The 15,286-nt window shown below is 54.6% G+C and carries 21 protein-coding genes, 1 tRNA gene and 1 pseudogene; 7 read left to right on the plus strand and 16 right to left on the minus strand.

Going from position 1 to position 15,286, the window contains the following annotated elements; genetic code table 11:
• Position 1: 1 nt before the first annotated feature.
• Together tusD and GNF76_RS15460 are read right to left on the minus strand one after the other, a co-directional pair.
• Positions 2 to 394 (minus strand): sulfurtransferase complex subunit TusD, encoded by a 393-nt coding sequence (gene tusD / locus GNF76_RS15455; RefSeq protein ID WP_155584014.1) that lies wholly within the window; start codon positions 392 to 394, stop codon positions 2 to 4.
• A gap of 88 nt (positions 395 to 482) precedes the next feature.
• Positions 483 to 1,154 carry a Bax inhibitor-1/YccA family protein gene (locus tag GNF76_RS15460; protein WP_155584015.1) on the minus strand — a complete coding sequence of 224 codons (672 nt, stop codon included), beginning with the start codon at positions 1,152 to 1,154 and terminating at the stop codon, positions 483 to 485.
• 152 nt (positions 1,155 to 1,306) lie between these two features.
• Here GNF76_RS15460 and GNF76_RS15465 point away from each other — a divergent pair.
• Positions 1,307 to 1,397: transfer RNA gene (locus GNF76_RS15465), tRNA-Ser, on the plus strand.
• A gap of 94 nt (positions 1,398 to 1,491) precedes the next feature.
• On the opposite strand, the gene GNF76_RS15470 is transcribed toward GNF76_RS15465, so the two are convergent.
• The 3 genes from GNF76_RS15470 to GNF76_RS15480 are packed head-to-tail and all read right to left on the minus strand — an operon-like array spanning position 1,492 to position 3,003.
• Positions 1,492 to 2,535 carry a tyrosine-type recombinase/integrase gene (locus tag GNF76_RS15470; RefSeq protein ID WP_155584016.1) on the minus strand — a complete coding sequence of 348 codons (1,044 nt, stop codon included), beginning with the start codon at positions 2,533 to 2,535 and terminating at the stop codon, positions 1,492 to 1,494.
• A 1-nt stretch (position 2,536) separates the two neighbouring features.
• Positions 2,537 to 2,779 carry a DUF4224 domain-containing protein gene (locus GNF76_RS15475; protein ID WP_155584017.1) on the minus strand — a complete coding sequence of 81 codons (243 nt, stop codon included), beginning with the start codon at positions 2,777 to 2,779 and terminating at the stop codon, positions 2,537 to 2,539.
• 2 nt (positions 2,780 to 2,781) lie between these two features.
• Positions 2,782 to 3,003: a hypothetical protein gene (locus tag GNF76_RS15480; protein ID WP_155584018.1), complete on the minus strand. Its 222-nt coding sequence runs from the start codon at positions 3,001 to 3,003 to the stop codon at positions 2,782 to 2,784.
• Between the two features lie 218 nt (positions 3,004 to 3,221).
• Here GNF76_RS15480 and GNF76_RS29570 point away from each other — a divergent pair, with 218 nt between their 5' ends.
• Entirely contained in the window at positions 3,222 to 3,461 is a 240-nt protein-coding gene (locus GNF76_RS29570) for a hypothetical protein (protein ID WP_246211926.1), read from the plus strand.
• Here GNF76_RS29570 and GNF76_RS15490 read toward each other — a convergent pair.
• A complete protein-coding gene (locus GNF76_RS15490; RefSeq protein ID WP_155584020.1) occupies positions 3,445 to 3,774 on the minus strand; it encodes a hypothetical protein in 330 nt (109 codons plus the stop codon). The genes GNF76_RS29570 and GNF76_RS15490 overlap by 17 nt on opposite strands.
• Before the next feature lie 71 nt (positions 3,775 to 3,845).
• The gene (locus GNF76_RS15495; RefSeq protein WP_155584021.1) at positions 3,846 to 4,286 is read right to left on the minus strand and encodes a hypothetical protein; all 441 of its coding nucleotides are present in this window, start codon (positions 4,284 to 4,286) and stop codon (positions 3,846 to 3,848) included.
• Positions 4,287 to 4,937: 651 nt separating this feature from the next.
• Between GNF76_RS15495 and GNF76_RS29575 the strand changes: the two genes are divergently transcribed.
• The gene (locus GNF76_RS29575) at positions 4,938 to 5,201 is read left to right on the plus strand and encodes a putative metallopeptidase (RefSeq protein ID WP_246211918.1); all 264 of its coding nucleotides are present in this window, start codon (positions 4,938 to 4,940) and stop codon (positions 5,199 to 5,201) included.
• 34 nt (positions 5,202 to 5,235) lie between these two features.
• Here GNF76_RS29575 and GNF76_RS15500 read toward each other — a convergent pair whose 3' ends face one another.
• From GNF76_RS15500 to GNF76_RS15515, 4 genes are all read right to left on the minus strand, one after another.
• Positions 5,236 to 5,682 (minus strand): LptM family lipoprotein, encoded by a 447-nt coding sequence (locus tag GNF76_RS15500; RefSeq protein WP_155584022.1) that lies wholly within the window; start codon positions 5,680 to 5,682, stop codon positions 5,236 to 5,238.
• Positions 5,683 to 5,788: 106 nt separating this feature from the next.
• The gene (locus GNF76_RS15505; RefSeq protein ID WP_155584023.1) at positions 5,789 to 6,226 is read right to left on the minus strand and encodes a hypothetical protein; all 438 of its coding nucleotides are present in this window, start codon (positions 6,224 to 6,226) and stop codon (positions 5,789 to 5,791) included.
• Positions 6,227 to 6,304: 78 nt separating this feature from the next.
• On the minus strand, positions 6,305 to 6,712 hold the full coding sequence (locus tag GNF76_RS15510) for a VOC family protein (RefSeq protein WP_155584024.1): 408 nt from the start codon (positions 6,710 to 6,712) through the stop codon (positions 6,305 to 6,307).
• Between the two features lie 291 nt (positions 6,713 to 7,003).
• The gene (locus GNF76_RS15515; protein WP_155584025.1) at positions 7,004 to 8,413 is read right to left on the minus strand and encodes an alpha/beta hydrolase family protein; all 1,410 of its coding nucleotides are present in this window, start codon (positions 8,411 to 8,413) and stop codon (positions 7,004 to 7,006) included.
• A gap of 411 nt (positions 8,414 to 8,824) precedes the next feature.
• Between GNF76_RS15515 and GNF76_RS15520 the strand changes: the two genes are divergently transcribed.
• Positions 8,825 to 9,064, plus strand: a complete 240-nt coding sequence (locus GNF76_RS15520; RefSeq protein WP_155584026.1) for a DUF6651 domain-containing protein — start codon at positions 8,825 to 8,827, stop codon at positions 9,062 to 9,064.
• A gap of 177 nt (positions 9,065 to 9,241) precedes the next feature.
• On the plus strand, positions 9,242 to 10,081 hold the full coding sequence (locus GNF76_RS15525; RefSeq protein WP_155584027.1) for a class I SAM-dependent methyltransferase: 840 nt from the start codon (positions 9,242 to 9,244) through the stop codon (positions 10,079 to 10,081).
• 16 nt (positions 10,082 to 10,097) lie between these two features.
• Here GNF76_RS15525 and GNF76_RS15530 read toward each other — a convergent pair whose 3' ends face one another.
• Positions 10,098 to 10,334 carry a hypothetical protein gene (locus GNF76_RS15530; protein ID WP_155584028.1) on the minus strand — a complete coding sequence of 79 codons (237 nt, stop codon included), beginning with the start codon at positions 10,332 to 10,334 and terminating at the stop codon, positions 10,098 to 10,100.
• A gap of 90 nt (positions 10,335 to 10,424) precedes the next feature.
• Between GNF76_RS15530 and GNF76_RS15535 the strand changes: the two genes are divergently transcribed.
• The gene (locus GNF76_RS15535; RefSeq protein WP_155584029.1) at positions 10,425 to 11,318 is read left to right on the plus strand and encodes an aminoglycoside phosphotransferase family protein; all 894 of its coding nucleotides are present in this window, start codon (positions 10,425 to 10,427) and stop codon (positions 11,316 to 11,318) included.
• Positions 11,319 to 11,466: 148 nt separating this feature from the next.
• On the plus strand, positions 11,467 to 12,375 hold the full coding sequence (locus GNF76_RS15540) for an arginase family protein (RefSeq protein WP_155584030.1): 909 nt from the start codon (positions 11,467 to 11,469) through the stop codon (positions 12,373 to 12,375).
• Between the two features lie 859 nt (positions 12,376 to 13,234).
• On the opposite strand, the gene GNF76_RS15545 is transcribed toward GNF76_RS15540, so the two are convergent.
• From GNF76_RS15545 to GNF76_RS15560, 4 genes and pseudogenes are all read right to left on the minus strand, one after another.
• On the minus strand, positions 13,235 to 13,660 hold the full coding sequence (locus tag GNF76_RS15545) for an SgcJ/EcaC family oxidoreductase (protein ID WP_155584031.1): 426 nt from the start codon (positions 13,658 to 13,660) through the stop codon (positions 13,235 to 13,237).
• A gap of 136 nt (positions 13,661 to 13,796) precedes the next feature.
• Positions 13,797 to 14,423: a hypothetical protein gene (locus GNF76_RS15550; protein ID WP_343037825.1), complete on the minus strand. Its 627-nt coding sequence runs from the start codon at positions 14,421 to 14,423 to the stop codon at positions 13,797 to 13,799.
• Complete coding sequence (locus GNF76_RS15555) at positions 14,383 to 14,958, minus strand: nucleoside deaminase (protein ID WP_155584032.1); 576 nt, start codon at positions 14,956 to 14,958, stop codon at positions 14,383 to 14,385. Before GNF76_RS15555 ends, GNF76_RS15550 begins: the two co-directional genes overlap by 41 nt.
• A gap of 91 nt (positions 14,959 to 15,049) precedes the next feature.
• Positions 15,050 to 15,260 (minus strand): annotated as a pseudogene (locus tag GNF76_RS15560) (hypothetical protein).
• Between the last annotated feature and the right edge of the window lie 26 nt (positions 15,261 to 15,286).

Consider the following 15,286-nt stretch of genomic DNA (forward strand, 5'->3'; position numbering starts at 1 on the left):
GTCATGGCCCTCCAAAGCAGATCAAGCGGTCAGCGGCCTGGGCGGCGTCGTGCAATTGCCCAAGGCCCGACAGCGCCCAGGGCGCGTCCAGGTTTACGGCACTGCGCTGATAGCGCGTAGCCTCTTCGGCATTCAATACCCCACGGCGCAAGGCTGCGGCAATGCACACCACACCATCGAGATGATGCTGGCTGACAAAGGCACGCCATTGGCTGGCGATATCCTGCTCGTCCTGCGGCGCAACAATGTTACTGGACGCGCTGTAGACGCCATCCTGATAAAAAAACAGCCGCACAATCTCATGCCCGCCGGCCAGCGCCGCCTGGGCGAACAGCAGGGCGCGGCGCGAGGAGGGCACATGGGCGGCGGAGAAAAGCGCAATCGCGAACTTCATGGAACACTCTGTGGGCAAACCTGGGCTAATGATAAAGCCGCAGACAACAAAAAGCCCGCCGAAGCGGGCTTTTTGCATAAGGCTGCGATCAGTCGTCGCGGCTCATGATGCCGAAGATCTGCAACAAGCTGATGAACAGGTTGTAGATCGATACATACAGGCTGATGGTTGCCATGATGTAGTTACGCTCACCGCCGTGGATGATCGCACTGGTCTGGAACAGGATGCAGACCGAGGAAAACAGCACAAAACCTGCGCTGATCGCCAGTTGCAGGCCACTGATCTGGAAGAACATCCCGGCCACTACCGCTGCCAGCAACACGAAGAAACCAGCGGTGATGAAACCACCGAGGAAGCTCATGTCCTTGCGGGTGATCAGCACGTAAGCCGACAGGCCACCAAACACCAGCGCGGTCATGGCAAACGCCGAGCTGACCACTTCAGCGCCGCCCTGCATGCCCAGGTAACGGTTAAGGATAGGGCCCAGCAGGAAACCCATGAAACCGGTCAAGGCAAACGCCGATACCAGGCCCCAGGCCGAGTCACGCAGCTTGTTGGTCAGGAAAAACAGACCGTAGAAGCCGATCAGCACGACAAAGATATTCGGGTAGCCGACGCGCATTTGCTGGGCAACGTAGGCCATCACGCCGCTGAATGCGAGGGTAAGAGCGAGCAAGCCGTACGTATTGCGCAGGACGCGGCTAACTTCTAGCTGCTCAGCCTGCGCGTTGCCATTCACTGCGTAATTCTGTTCGCGCATGGCGACACTCCTTCAGTTTTGAAACGTTCAGTCGCAAAGATCATAACAGACGCTCTGTAACAAGCGATGGCGAGAGTTTGACAGTGTGTTTCATTCGGGTATTATGGCGCCCGCTGAGACAGGATGGACTACTATAATCCTGTGCTGCACAAGGGAAATTGGCAGAGTGGTTGAATGCACCGGTCTTGAAAACCGGCGGACGTTAATAGCGTCTCCAGGGTTCGAATCCCTGGTTTCCCGCCAAGATTTACACGAAAGCCCCGTTAATGCGGGGCTTTCGCGTTTCTGGGGTTCGGCCTGGAGGGGAGTGGCAAAAGCATGAGTTCCGAAACTTTTCCTATTTTGAGGGTTTGGCAGTCGCGCCAATCCTTCGGTAAACCCTCTTTGTGATCTCCTGTTTGCTGTGGCCAAGCAGCAGGCTTGCATCGCCAATGTCGACGATTTCTGAGGCCGCCTTTGGTCGGATGTCACGGAATTGAAACCCTCCAATCTTCGCAGCCAGCATTGGGTCGCCCTGTTCGATTGCCTTCTGCTGCGCCTTCTCCCTTGCCTTGTCCCAACGCAAGCGCAACATTCCCTTTGTCATCCGCTTCCCATGCTTGTTGATAAGCAGATATTTGGAAGGGTGGTGTGCATTCCTTTCTGAAATCTCCCTGATAAGTTGCCCCAGGCTGTTTTCCCCGACCTCGGTGCGCATCAAGATCCTGAGCTTTAGTCCGGTCTTGCCTTGCGTCACCAGGAAGTAGTCGCCCTCGGTATCGTCGCTGCGCATGATGATCACGTCAGCGGGCCGCTGACCGGTCAAATAGCCAAGATCCATAGCTTCCCGGAGTTCAGGCTCTGCCATCCCGTAGACCGCATCCCACACCACCGCGTTTGCGTAATAGTCAGGCGGCGTCTCTTTGTTCTTCCTGATGCCTTGGCATGGGTTCTCCCGCTCGGTAAGCCCCCATTCCCGCGCCATATTGAACACGTGAGAAAGCAGGGCGATTTCCCTGTTTGCCCTGACTTTGGCTGACCGTGCATCGCGATAGCCTGCAATGTTGGCAGGGGTTATCGAATCGATGGGCGCTCCGTCAAACGTGGGTCGAAGCTGTTTGAGCTCCGCCAGGTTGTCCTTCTGGGTGCGCTCACCCTTTTTCGGGATTACGTCGTGCTCGTACCGGTCGAAGATCCCGTTCATTGTGGTCAGGTCGACTGGTTTTTCCTTGGCCTCCAGTTCGGCCCACTTCAGTCTCGCTTTGCTCAGATCACTTCCGAGCGCGATCTCTTTGCCTGTCGAGTCGCGGTAGTAGTAGCCGACCCAAACTTTGCCGCTTTTGCGCTTGCGTCTTACAACGCCAGGTGGCAAATCTCTGTTTTCTATGTTGCGGGGGCGCATATCAGTTCACTCTGGAAAAATCTGGTGTCCAAGCCGGTCGCGCCGGCGGCGGGTTCGGATCTGCAATTGTGGCGTTGACCATGCCCAGCTTCATGCGGGCGAACATCCTGCCCACCAGCGGCCGGCCGCCACGGCTCTCGACGTACACCCAGTTGCGATCCTTGAGCCATTTGCGCTGATCACATCGACGCTTGTAGCCGGTGAGGTCGGCAAGCTCTTCGTCCGACAGTATTTCAGCCTGCATAGCTACCTCCCGCCGCCCGCACTGGGCCGCGCTGTCTTGATGATGTGGATGATGAAACCGAAGGTGATCAGCACCCAGGTGATGATGCCGGCAAAGGCGGCAATGATTTCTTGTGTGCTACCAGACTTGAACAGGGCAGGTATGCCCACGACGAACCCGACTACGGTTCCGAGCAGGTACAGCAAAGCGCCCAGCAGGATCAAGGTGAGTTTCGTTGCGTACATGTGGTGTCCTTGCCGCGCTGGGCGGCAGAAGGTGGGTCAGGGTTTGGTGATCTTGTTCCAGCCGCCCGGGCGATGGGTTTCGTGGTAGGTATCGACGCCCCGGTGGTTGCCGTGGCTAATGCGGCAGATCTTGCACGTCCGGCAGTTGCCAAAATCGCCGTACTTCACAGCCTCGAACCTCGTCCAAACGTGAGTACTGGCGAGACGCTGCAAAGACCCTGCGCAAGATTGCTGATGACTTAGATGCTGGAGAGCATCCGGAATGCACCGTGGGTGTCTTGACGCTGATCGGTCCGAAAGGTGAGGTCACAGTGTTTGGCCTCGGCCCCAAGTGCGACGACCTGCAGTGTCTGGGTGCGATGCGCCTGGGTGAGCAGAAGCTGATTGATGTGCTGCTCGATGGCGGGGAAGGGTATAGGCATGTTGTAGGTGAAAGCGCAGCTAGCCATTCATTTTGACTGCCAATAGAGCGTGATCCTCTGAGAGCGGTTGGAGTACACCCGGACTTGAAACTGAGTACAGGTACAGGAAGTACCGGCCTTGTTGGTCGCGCAAAATTCGATAGACCTCGGCCGGTCGCTGCCTGCTAGGTGCTTGACTCCGATTCGTGAGCAGATCGTAGGCATTGATTTGCATGCGCTCCAACGCTGCTTTGAAATCAGTTTCAACGTTTATCTTCCATTGCCGCGCCTGGCGGATCTTGACGAATCCACAAAACGAAATGAATAACACCAAGACGACCAGCGCGACGACCTTCAATCCCTGCTCCATGCGCTCGCTCCTAGAGGCCCGGAAAGCTCAGGCGTAATGAGTTCGGCGATGTACCGGTCGTCGTCATCACCCTACGGATATGTGATATCCGCTCTGATCAAGGGGAGGTTGTTACCATCGAACGCGCAGTGAAAAGAATCACCAGCTTCGGCACTTACCTTGGGCAACTGTTCACATTTGAGTGTGTATGTGATGCCGTCATCCGTAGCAGAAAAGCCCTTGATTGCTTCCTGTGGCGAAGGAGAACCAACATATCCGTGCTGACCGGCTAACTTGATCACTGGGCCACCGAACAACTCGTACTTCTGCGTTTGGGCACACAGCCTACTGTTGATTAGCTTTCCATCAATGGTGTTGCTTCCATCGATGCAAAGGCGAACCTGGACCCATTTGTCGAGAACGATTTTCTGCATGGGAGCTTCGACTGTTGGCGGCGGCGGAGGTCCACTTTGGCAGGCAGTCATGAGTAGGGCGGTAGAAAGTACAACTAAGATTTGCAGGAAAGCTTTCATGGCCATCATCCTTTGGCTAGCGGGGCGGGCAATGTATTCGATCCTGTGGATCTTGAGAACCGTATTTGCACGTAAGTGCACTCAGGGTGGAGAAGGTGTGCCGCAGGTGAGTGCGGCGCCGGTGACTGTCACATGCCACCAAAAAGTATCTTAGCGCTGACCAATTTCTGGCCGTTGACTGTGAGAGTGCAAAAGCTCTCAGGCATTGTCCTACCTGGCTCAGTCTTCATAGGATCGCATTTCAGAACTCCCTTCTTATCGCCGAATGGTAGTTCAAACCCCGCAAGCGTCTTGCTGAACTCCAAAGTGTATTGCTGCCCATAGCCCATTCTTGCGATTACGGTAGGCTCGCCATCGCTCAGGAATCCGGACGTAGGAAACGCACACAATGTGCCTTCCACTCGCTTCCCGTCGATGATGTTTGCGTCTGTATAGCAGGCGATTTGGCTGCGTTTGGTTGCTATCCCACCGGGGCCTAGGTTGGTCCACGTTGCTTGAGGGCCAACGGTGCATCCGGTGAGCGACGAAGCGCCCAAAAGGCATACGAAGAGTGAGCGGGCTTTGACGAATGACATGAGTATTAGCTTCCTTACTTTTTGAAGTCGCCATGAATACCGGCAATGCGCCACTATTTCAAGCTCAAGGTGATTCATGGGCAGGCCATACCCTCCATCGTCACTGCTTGAGCTGTCCGACCTATCCGACCTCGGCATTCGCCTAACCCCGGCTCCCGAAGTATGGGAATGGCTCCAAGCTGAGATCCTTGCCGACACCGGCAGCATTCACAACGAAGACCACGCCCATCTACTGGATGCAGACATCCGGGTGATGTGGGCGTCGTCGAGTTTCGAGAAGCAGGGTAGGACAGTCCTGGGTCAGGCCGAGCAGGTAGAGGCCCGGAAAGCTCAGGCGTAATGAGTTCGGCGATGTACCGGTCGTCGTCATCACCCTACGGATATGTGATATCCGCTCTGATCAAGGGAAGATTGCTGGCATCGTAGGAGCAGTGATAGGAGCTTCCATCGTCGGTGTCTTTTTTGGGGATTTCTTCGCACTTGAATGAAACGGTGATGCTGTATTTGGTAGCCGTGAACCCTTTAACTGCTTCCTGAGGGGTAAGGACCGCAACAAGCTCGCGATTGAAACTCAGGGTGATATCTGGACCGCCGAAGACTTCATATTTCTGCGATCGGATACATAGGCTGGCTCCAATCAATTTGCCATTCAACGTATTGGTGCCACTCGTACACGCTTTCGGTGAAATGAAGTTGCCAACGCTCATTTTGGTAGTCGGTACGTCTGCTTTTGGCTCCGGCGGGGTGTATGGCCCACTCTGACAGGCTGTAATAAGAGTCGTCGCCGATATTAGAGCGGCAGCTGTAAACATTGACTTCATTAGGTCAGCATCCTTTGGCTGAGATGTCGTGAGCAAGCCCGGTTCACGGCTACTGAGCTTGCGAACTGGATTGCCATGAGTCATGCAAGGACTGAGGCGCCTTGTTTTACTTCACGTATTTTACGGTTGCACTCACCAGCAACTGATCGTTGACGGTTACTTTGCAAAAGCGCGTCGTGACTGTTTTGTTATCCGTTGCGAGGGTAGGGGCACATTGCAAGAATACTTTTTTACCGTTCCAGTCCTGAGCTATCCCTGCCGTGGCTGCGCTCGCGTACTCCTTCATGAATTTCCGATTCCATGGTCCGAAATAAACTTCAGGTTCGCCGCCTCCGAAGAAACCAGATTCCTGCGTGGCGCAGATCGTCCCCTCCATCCTTTCTCCGTCGATGATATTGGCATCTGTATAGCAGTTCATCAGGCCATTCCAGACATCCAGATCGACTGGGCCTCTGTTAACCCAGGTAGGGGGCGTAACGCATCCTGAGAGAGTTGCGGTGGCGAGTGCCAATGCGATGAGAGAAATTGACTGAATACGGGACATTGAATTGGGCTTCCTTACTTTTTAAAGCCGCAACCATTAGCGGGCTTGAGTCGAACATAAGAGAAGAGGCAGAACTCGTTACGGCAGGTGCAAATCTCCACGATGAACGATGTGTACCTTGTTGCCGTCCGGATCACGCAGGTATGCACCGTAATAACCATCACCATAGTGCGGGCGTAGGCCAGGCTCACCTTCATCAGATCCGCCAGCAAGAAGTCCAGCCGCATAGGCTGCATCTACCGCATTTGGAGATGGTGCAGTGAAAGCCACCATGCTGCCATTCCCTGCTCCGGCGCCGTTATGGTCATAGGGGCTGTACACATAAAAGCGAGGGAGAACGCTATCTGGCTTAATCCAGCATGCCGAAGGCGGTCCACCATCAGGGGTTACAACCCGACGGCACAGCCCCAGAGGGGTCAGCACCGCGTCATAGAAAGCGGCGGCCATATCGATATTGTTTGTCCCAACAGTTACGTGACTGAACATCCTGTACTCCTACTTACGAAGAGGAGGCTTGTAGGTGGGCACGTATAGTCGTTGCCCTGTAGATCGGGTGAGGCGAGTCTCGGCCAGGTAATGGCAGGCAAAGAAAAGCCCGCGATGGGGAGAGCGGGCTTAGAGAGTGTTCACGAGGAGCTGAAAGAACCATACGAAATGAGATCTTTCCGAGGATTTCCTGATTGTTGAAAACGGGCGATTTCCCCATACCGATGGTGACGATTACGGTTGAGCCCCTTTACGTCACTCTGGCTCGAGCTCAAACATTTTCCTTGCCGTCTATGGCTGAACGACTGCGGCAGGTAATGAACTGCTTTTACCACTAAGCGCCTTGATCAGTGACCATGATAGAACGCCTTGCTCATCTCGATAAATATCACTGTGAGCTCCTCCTCCGGTGTAGAACGCGTTGTAGGTAATCAAGGCGTCCGAATTGATGTAGGTCACCCTTCTACCGGACGTTGGTGGCGGGGTAGTTTGCCCGGTAGCACTTGCTTTCACGCAATTTATGAGCGTGGATGGCACTGAGCAGTATTCTAGGAAACTTTCTTCACTGCCGGCATAGATGCCCCAGAGGGCTCTTTTGACCGCAGTATCGTTCTTGGAGGAGGTTAGGGCTATGCTCCTTGCACGAGGGCATTTGTCGCGCAGCGCCCCGTCTGGGCCTTTATCCAGCAATCTATCTGTCAAGAAAGCCCCCTGATAGTTGATCAGCAAATCTACCGTTTGCTTCGAGGATCGAGAACCCGAACCATCAGATATTACTGGCCCGTCACAAGCTGCCGTGGTCGCCGCTCGCGCCCCAAAGCTATGTCCTATCGCTATGACCGGCAAGCTTCCTTTTGGATCTGTGTTGGCTTGAGGAATGGTGTTTCCTAGTAGGACGCCTAACCAGGTCAATCCCACTTCATCGGCGTCTTTTGCCTTTGTCCCGAAGCTTGTCAGTTTATAAATGGGATCAAGCCATGGGCTGTTCCACTGGCTTGGCCATGTCACACCTATGACGAGTGGTTTGAAGGCGCCTGGGGTTCCTTCACTGGCATGTTTTATCCCTCTGATGATGGAGTTGATGTTCCTGATCGCTTCCTCTTGTACGGTGTTCCATCCCATGACCACGACAATGATGTGGGTGTAGGAATGGGACTTGATATCGACACTCAAGGCCTGCTGCAGGAGGGCCATCCCCTTCCAGCCTGAACTGTATGCATCTTTTGAAGCAATCTTGGGAGGGTGCTTAGGAAAGGCCGTACAGTCACGAACCGGCGGAGCTGTGACGGCTGGCCGGTAGTAGGCATCGAACAAGGTGCAGTTCCTTTCGGGGCTTCCAGGAGGCTGATTACGAATGATATGCGACACAAACATAATCTTGCCTTCGTGAACGGCGGCCTGCTGGTCCCTGACTGTTTTATCTGTACTGTTCGGCTGCTCGAACGTCAGATTCTCATCTGGCTGAAGAATGTTATCGGGGTCGCCTTTCTCAATTCCGACTATATATCCACCACCTTGGAGTGCAATCTCATCAGGGTAATAAACAGCCGAATGATAGTGCATGGTGATTGGCCCATCAGTCCCCAGCTCCTTTTCCGCAGACTCCAGAAGTCGGGGCGCCCCGTCGCTGAAGCACCCTGATAGCAAGATGGTATTGGCTGTCAGTAACCGCCTGATTGCCTTGCTCATGATCATAGCCATAGGTGCCGTCTCCAGTCAGAGTTGGTTCGGCGAGAGCACTTCGCGCCGACTGTACGGCACCACGGACAGTCTTCCTCACCATGGAATCTGGAGGGGCGACTGCAATGGAGTACTTTGCAGAAGCGAGACGGTCGAGAATGCTGTCACTTCTTACATAGGTATAGATGACTCTCTGTGCCTTGTCGACGCAGCGTATTCAGGGTAGGGCATCGCGTCGTCTCCAATTGAGGGTATGGAGAGCGAGCAGGCAAAAAAACGGCCCGCGTACGGGCCTAAAGGGATTCTGCAAAGGAGTAGGGAGGCAATTTGCGCCCCTTCCTGTGAATAGCGGGTGAAAAGGATGTCGTAGAAACAAGAAGCCCGGCGCTGGCCGGGTTCTGCAAGTCAACCTTGTTGTAAATGCGCACTGACATGACGAAGAACGCTAAGAACTTTTTCGCGGTTAAGCGTGATACCGCTACCGGCATTCTCTACCAGGAGAAGATCGGCGGCGCCTTTGGCCGCTCCAAGTTCGTCACTGACAAAATCGCCGTTCCGCCCGACATGCTTCAGAACACCTTCGGCAAGGCCTTCAAGGTCGAGGAAGGCAGGGTCGTGGCCTATGGCGACGATGGCAACAAGATCTACAGCCGCGCCCGTCCGGGTGCCTGAACTGTGTGCCAAGAGCGACAAGGGCAGTGTCCACATATTTTTAAGTTGATGTTATTGCCCCTACCGAAACCGCGCAGGTTTGGATGGCAGGTGTGCTTACACATTTCCTAAAGACCCGTTTGATTTCTCTGCGCTAGCCTGCCGTTCACCTTGCAATGACCGACAGGAACCCGCCCCATGAGCGACTACCTTCACCTTAACCAAGCCAACTGGGACGAGCGCGCGCCTCTGCACGCGGCTTCAAAGGATTATGCGGCTCAGCGTTTTGTCGACAATCCAGACTATATTTCCGATGTCGTTCGTTTCGATCTGCCGCTGCTGGGTGACATCAAGGGCTTGCGCACAGTGCATCTGCAATGCCATATCGGTACCGATACCCTGTCGTTGGCCCGTAAGGGCGCAGACGTCATTGGACTGGACTTTTCCCCCGCGTCACTGGAGCAGGCCCGGGAGCTGAGCAAACGCGCCGGTGCGACCATCCAGTTCGTCGAATCCGATGTGTACAAGGCTTCGCAAGCACTGCCTAAAAACAGCTTCGATCTGGTGTACACCGGTATCGGCGCCCTCTGCTGGCTACCCGATATCGACACTTGGGCGCGCAATGTCAGCGAACTGCTCAAGCCCGGTGGCCGTCTGTTCATCCGCGAGGGCCATCCGATGCTGTGGTCGATCGACGAAACCAACGAAGCAACACTGCTGTGCATTGAGCTGCCGTATTTCGAACGCAAAGAACCTTTGGTCTGGGACGATGCCAATACCTACGTCGAAACCGAAGTCGATAAGCCGCTGAAGGCCTCGGTCACCCATCAGTGGAACCACGGCCTTGGGGAAATCATCACGGCACTATTGGCCCATGGCCTGGACATTACTGGCCTGGTCGAACATCAAAGCGTTCCCTGGCCAGCCATACCCGCTCAGATGACCTTCTCCCAGGATGATGGCGAGTGGCGCCTGAATGAAAAACCCTGGCGTCTGCCGCTGAGTTATACCTTGCAGGCTGTGAAACGTTTGAGCTGACAGTGTGACTGCTAACTCAACAAAGCCCACTGATGTGGGCTTTGTAGTTTCTAGCTGGCATAAGTGGGCCTTTTTCACAGGGCATTCGGACATATTTGAACAGGCCACCAATTGCGTTGACCGCATCCGCCGCCTTGTTCACGTTTTGCTGGCGTTGGGGGTTGGTGTTCACCTGCGCCTGAGTGTTGTAGTCGCCGTTACTGCAGCTTTTGTTGGTTTGTGTCAGGGCCGCCTGAAAGGCGGTCGCGCGCAAGGTATCGCCCTTGGCAATCGCATCACAAGCGCAGTCTTTCTCTGAAAGACTGCGTTATGCTGTTCCTTCATCAGTATTACGGAATGGGTAATGCCCGACACAGAAAAGCAGTCCGTAGAGTTGATAGATGCCGCTCTCGTTCGGCGACTGATTGCAACGCAGTACCCTCAATGGGCGCACCTGACAGTTGAGCCTGTCTTACCGGGTGGCTGGGACAACCGGACCTTTCGACTGGGTGACCGAATGTCGGTGAGACTTCCGAGTGCAGTTGCCTATGTTGCTCAGGTAGAGAAAGAGCACAAATGGCTTCCGGTGCTCGCTCCACACCTGCCTTTACCTATCCCGGTCCCAATCGTCAAAGGAGCGCCGGCAAGCGACTATCCATGGCCTTGGTCTGTCTACGCTTGGCTGGAAGGTGAGCCGGCGCAGGAGGGGCTTATCGACAATGAGGACGCGTTTGCGCGTTCAGTTGCGAGCTTTCTTGTCGATCTGCATCGGGTCGATGTCACGGACGCACCAATGGCCGGCCTGCATAACTTCTATCGAGGGGGTTCGCTGTCTGTTTATGACGGCGAAACACGCAGAGCACTTGAGCTGCTCGCGGGCTGCATCGATACCGCCTCAGCCCTGGAAGTTTGGGGCGCTGCCATGGGCTCTACATGGAGTAACCCGAATGTCTGGGTGCATGGTGATCTTGCGTGCGGCAACTTGCTGGTCAAGGATGGAAAGCTGCACGCGGTCATCGATTTCGGATCATCAGCCGTGGGCGATCCAGCGTGTGACTTGGTGATCGCATGGACAATGTTGGGCGAAGAAAGTCGACACATTTTTCGTTCTGCCCTTGCTCTGGATGATGCAACTTGGGCACGAGGTCGCGGATGGGCGTTGTGGAAGGCTCTGATCACGCTGGCCAAGCTGGATGAGAGTCAGCGTAAGGTGGACAAATCGAACCAAGTTATTCAACGGATATTGGCAGATCAGTAAAAGCAGTCCTTCAGGAGAGTCGGGCGGGTTTGCCATCAGCCCGATCGTGAAAAAGCACCTTCCTAAGTTTGCAGGAGTGCCCAATGTTACAGTCCCGCCAAGCCAGGCGAAATCTGACAGGTGCATAGCCAATGCGCGGTTCTATCTCATGCAAGTGATCGCTGCGCCGTCAAATCTGGGGCTCAGCCCTCTGTGGCCAAACCACGAGCCCGGTACCTGGCGCGCGCCAGCCGCGCTGGTTGCTGCTGGCCTGCTCCGTGCGATAGGCGAGTGCGCATTTAAAGAATTGCCGCGTCCGACCTATAGTCCAGACGCGCAATCGGGAACACGTCTGCGTAACGGCTATACCATGCGTTTGTTCAATCTCGCGCTTGCGGATTTAGTACGCGAAGCCAATCGGCAAGGTGACTTCGCACTGGTCATCGGAGGGGACTGCTCGGTTCTCCTGGGAGCACTTGCAGGTGCACGCTCCGCAGGTCCACTTTCGCTTATTCATATTGATGGGCATAGCGACTTTCGCCATCCTGGCAATTATGACCCCGAGAAAAGTTTGGGTGCTGTGGCAGGCATGGACCTTGCGCTCGCGACGGGTCGAGGTGAGCCCCTGGCGACCGAATGGCCCGGTATATCCGGTCCGTTGGTGGCCGATAACCATGTTGTCCAGATCGGCGAACGTGAAAGCAGGGACGAAGATTTTGCATGGCCTGACGTAAACAACACTGCCATCAACCGAATAGATGTTTTTGAGGCGCTGATGATCGGCCCTGCGGTTGTTGTCAAACGTATCAGTGAAACGCTCAATCGGGTGCCTGAGCAAGGCTTCTGGATACACCTTGATGTTGATGTGCTGGACCGGGCTGTCATGCCAGCAGTCGATAGCCCTGGGTCTCCAGGTATCGCTCCCGATGATTTGGTGAAGATCCTGACTCCGTTCGTTGCCGATCACAGGTGTAGGGGGATGACGGTTACGGTCTTCGACCCTGATCTTGATCCTGATGGACGTTTTGCCGCGACAATCGTTGGGCTGATGGGGCAACTTCCGTTTCCGGTTCGATAACGCTGAGCAGCAGCCTCAACTAAAGCCCAGCCCTAGACGAGAAGCCCGGCCCACCCGCTGGGCTTTTTGCATCTGGTGGCCGCTCTACAGCGGCTGACGTTGAAGGGGCAGGGATTTACAGTTCAATAACAGTTCAGTCAGTGACATTGCTGAATCGTTTCGCCGACAATCTATTGCCCGTCCATGCATGGCGTACGACAGATCACCGAGTGTCAGGCTGTCGGACGGGCAGCTTTTTCTTGCTTGAGTGCACAAGTGCTTAACTCTGACTACTTAGTCAGCTCGCTCAAAGGGGCCGGTGTTGAACGTTTTTAAGGGATACGAGACGGTATTGTTGACCTTGGTCATATCGGCCACGGCCGTGGCTGATGAGTTGCCGCAAGGTCCGTTACTCCAGCGCTTTGGTGAGACCATCAATCAGTTGCCTAAACCGGCATCGCCGCCAGAGGCGAAACCCGTGCCACGAGAGTTACACATCGAGGGGCAAGAGGCGCTAAACCACCCCGGCACTCCCGTTAGGCACGATCCAGAAACCACCGGCAATCCAAGCATCGACAACATGCAGGCTCGCGATAGAGACGCGTGCCGCAGGCAGGGCAACGGCTCTACGTTTCATTGTGGGTAGTGTTTGCGCTGCAGGCTGTGTCAGTTGACGTGAGTTGTGATCCCGATGACCGCCAGGGTGGCTGTGGCTGAGGTGACATGTTTCCTTCTCCCTGACGATGCATGTATTGCTTAGCGAAGGGTCAAGCCCCGTAAGCTCTTATTTTTCAAGGTAACTTACACACCTCTTGGGCAGCGATTTAGGTAGAGCTGACTTTTAGGTTGAGCACAGAGGAGCAGATCTATGGCGCGGACTTCACGCTGTTCTCCCGTCGCGCAAGATTGCCTCACCGGTCCGCGGATTTGTCAGGGTCACATTCTCCAGCGCTCGAATGCGCCAGGTCTCGTTCTGTCTTACCAACACTGCGAGAATCAGTGTATCCACTACGTGTGGTCCAGCTGGATGGGCTGGTCCGGCGGCTAGGCGACTCCAGAAATGGATGACCGCCACGCCGTCAGTAATATGAGCAATATCGATGAGCTCATTCTGTAGCGTAGAGTCGCGATAGATCGTTTCGTGAATGGGAGCGTGGAGCGCCACGATTTCTTCAATACCCTGGACATAGTGTCCGAAACGATTCACGAACGTCGCGTCTTGATCGAACAGACTGCCAAGAGCCGTCATGTCGTGGCTGTTCCAGGCGGCTTGGAACGCACCGGGTGCACCTTCAGGTCTCTTCATCTTGGTCACCCGTCAGTCTTAACGAATTGTCAGGCCTCAAACTTGTGTTCTGCCTCGACAAGTATGCCGTCACGCTAACGTTTTAACTGCATAAACCCACCGACGCCGGCGACCAATGACCGTCCTGCTGTGTGATTCAAGAGGCGTCGTTCGTTCCCTCGCGCTGCTCTTGCTGGCACTGTTCGGACCCGGGTCCGGAAATGGACAGGCCGATACTGATGGGGTCGACATCACGCCTGCCGACTGTCAGAACAGCTTCCAGCGCTCCTTCCAGGCTCGCCCCTTGGGATGCCAGCCACTGCGACACGAGGACCTGCTTTCGTTCGTCATCCACCGCCTGGTCGATGGCTACCGAGGGCGCGCCATAGCGCTGGGCAAGTAGCCGGGTCAGTTCTTCGAAGCGGGCGCGAATAGCTAAGTCCTGCGTGTCTGCGGGCATCTCGACCGCCGTATAAATTTCACATAGCCCGGCCTCTTTACCAAACTTGAGTGACAACTCATCAAACCCGATAATTGGCCTTGGCGGGCGCTCGACTAGCATGATGTGACGCCGATCATTGCTGCCCAGTACCTTGGTGACTGCCCGGGCCTGCTCGGCGGTCATGCCCATCTGCAGGCCGAAGGGCCCGTTATAGACGGGTGTCGGCTCCTGTTGGCAGCCGGTTGTAGCTATTACGAGCAATGACAGCAGAAGCAGGGCTGACTTATTGTTTTTCATAGGGTCATTTGTTATGCCGTTGATCGAATAATTTGTCAGATTCACTGGCAAGAACTCCAGCTATCAATGAGTCCGGTTGGTAAAACTCCTTGGCTTTCTCCGCAACTTCCAATGCGCTGATACTAATCTGTCCAATCCCCGATGCCCTGATTTTTTCTATAGAACTGGCCCAGACGACTCTGGGTATACCGCACCATGCAATCGCGCTCATGCACATAGAGCATGGTTCTCCAGTTGTATACAGAGTCAGGCTCTTGAAGCCACTGTTGCCGTGTTTATCAACAAAGTTGTTAATGGCAACAATCTCTCCGTGGTTGATTGGGTTCATGGCGCCAGAGTTCACGCCTTCAGCCATAACCTCGCCTGTTTCTTCATTTACTATTACCGCCCCAAAGGGGTAGGTTTTATTGTTTTTCGCTTGTTCAATCGCCATTTTCATGAATTTTTCGTGTTTTGATTTTTCTGCCTCTGAAATATTGGGTGTTTTTGATGATTCTGATATGTTTTTCGATGAGGAGGCTGCCGAGTAAATTAAAGGTAGTGCGCCTAGTCCGTAGGTAAATACTCTTCTGCTTATCATACAAACCCCTTCTGTTTTATTTTGACTTGGTTGGATTTTCTATAATGGTTTAATCGATGACGTGTCTGCGGACGCACTAACTTTTCGACGATCAGTCAGGTGTCATGAGTACGGCGAGGGTCAGCTTGATGAACTCTTCGTTCCTGCCGAGGGTGTCCAGTGTGCTGCGTAAGTTCTCGGCGACTTCGATGCTGCCTTGCTGCTCGACCCAATTTGAAAGTTCCATGATGGCAGCCCCAAGAGCGAGCTGGTTTTCGTTGAGCCTGGAAAGCAGAGGTGAGAAGTAGGTCAGCGTTCGGCATCGGTGTTCCTCCCTGGAGTGAACAGC

The sequence above is a fragment of the Pseudomonas spelaei genome (assembly GCF_009724245.1).
Lineage (GTDB): Bacteria > Pseudomonadota > Gammaproteobacteria > Pseudomonadales > Pseudomonadaceae > Aquipseudomonas > Aquipseudomonas spelaei.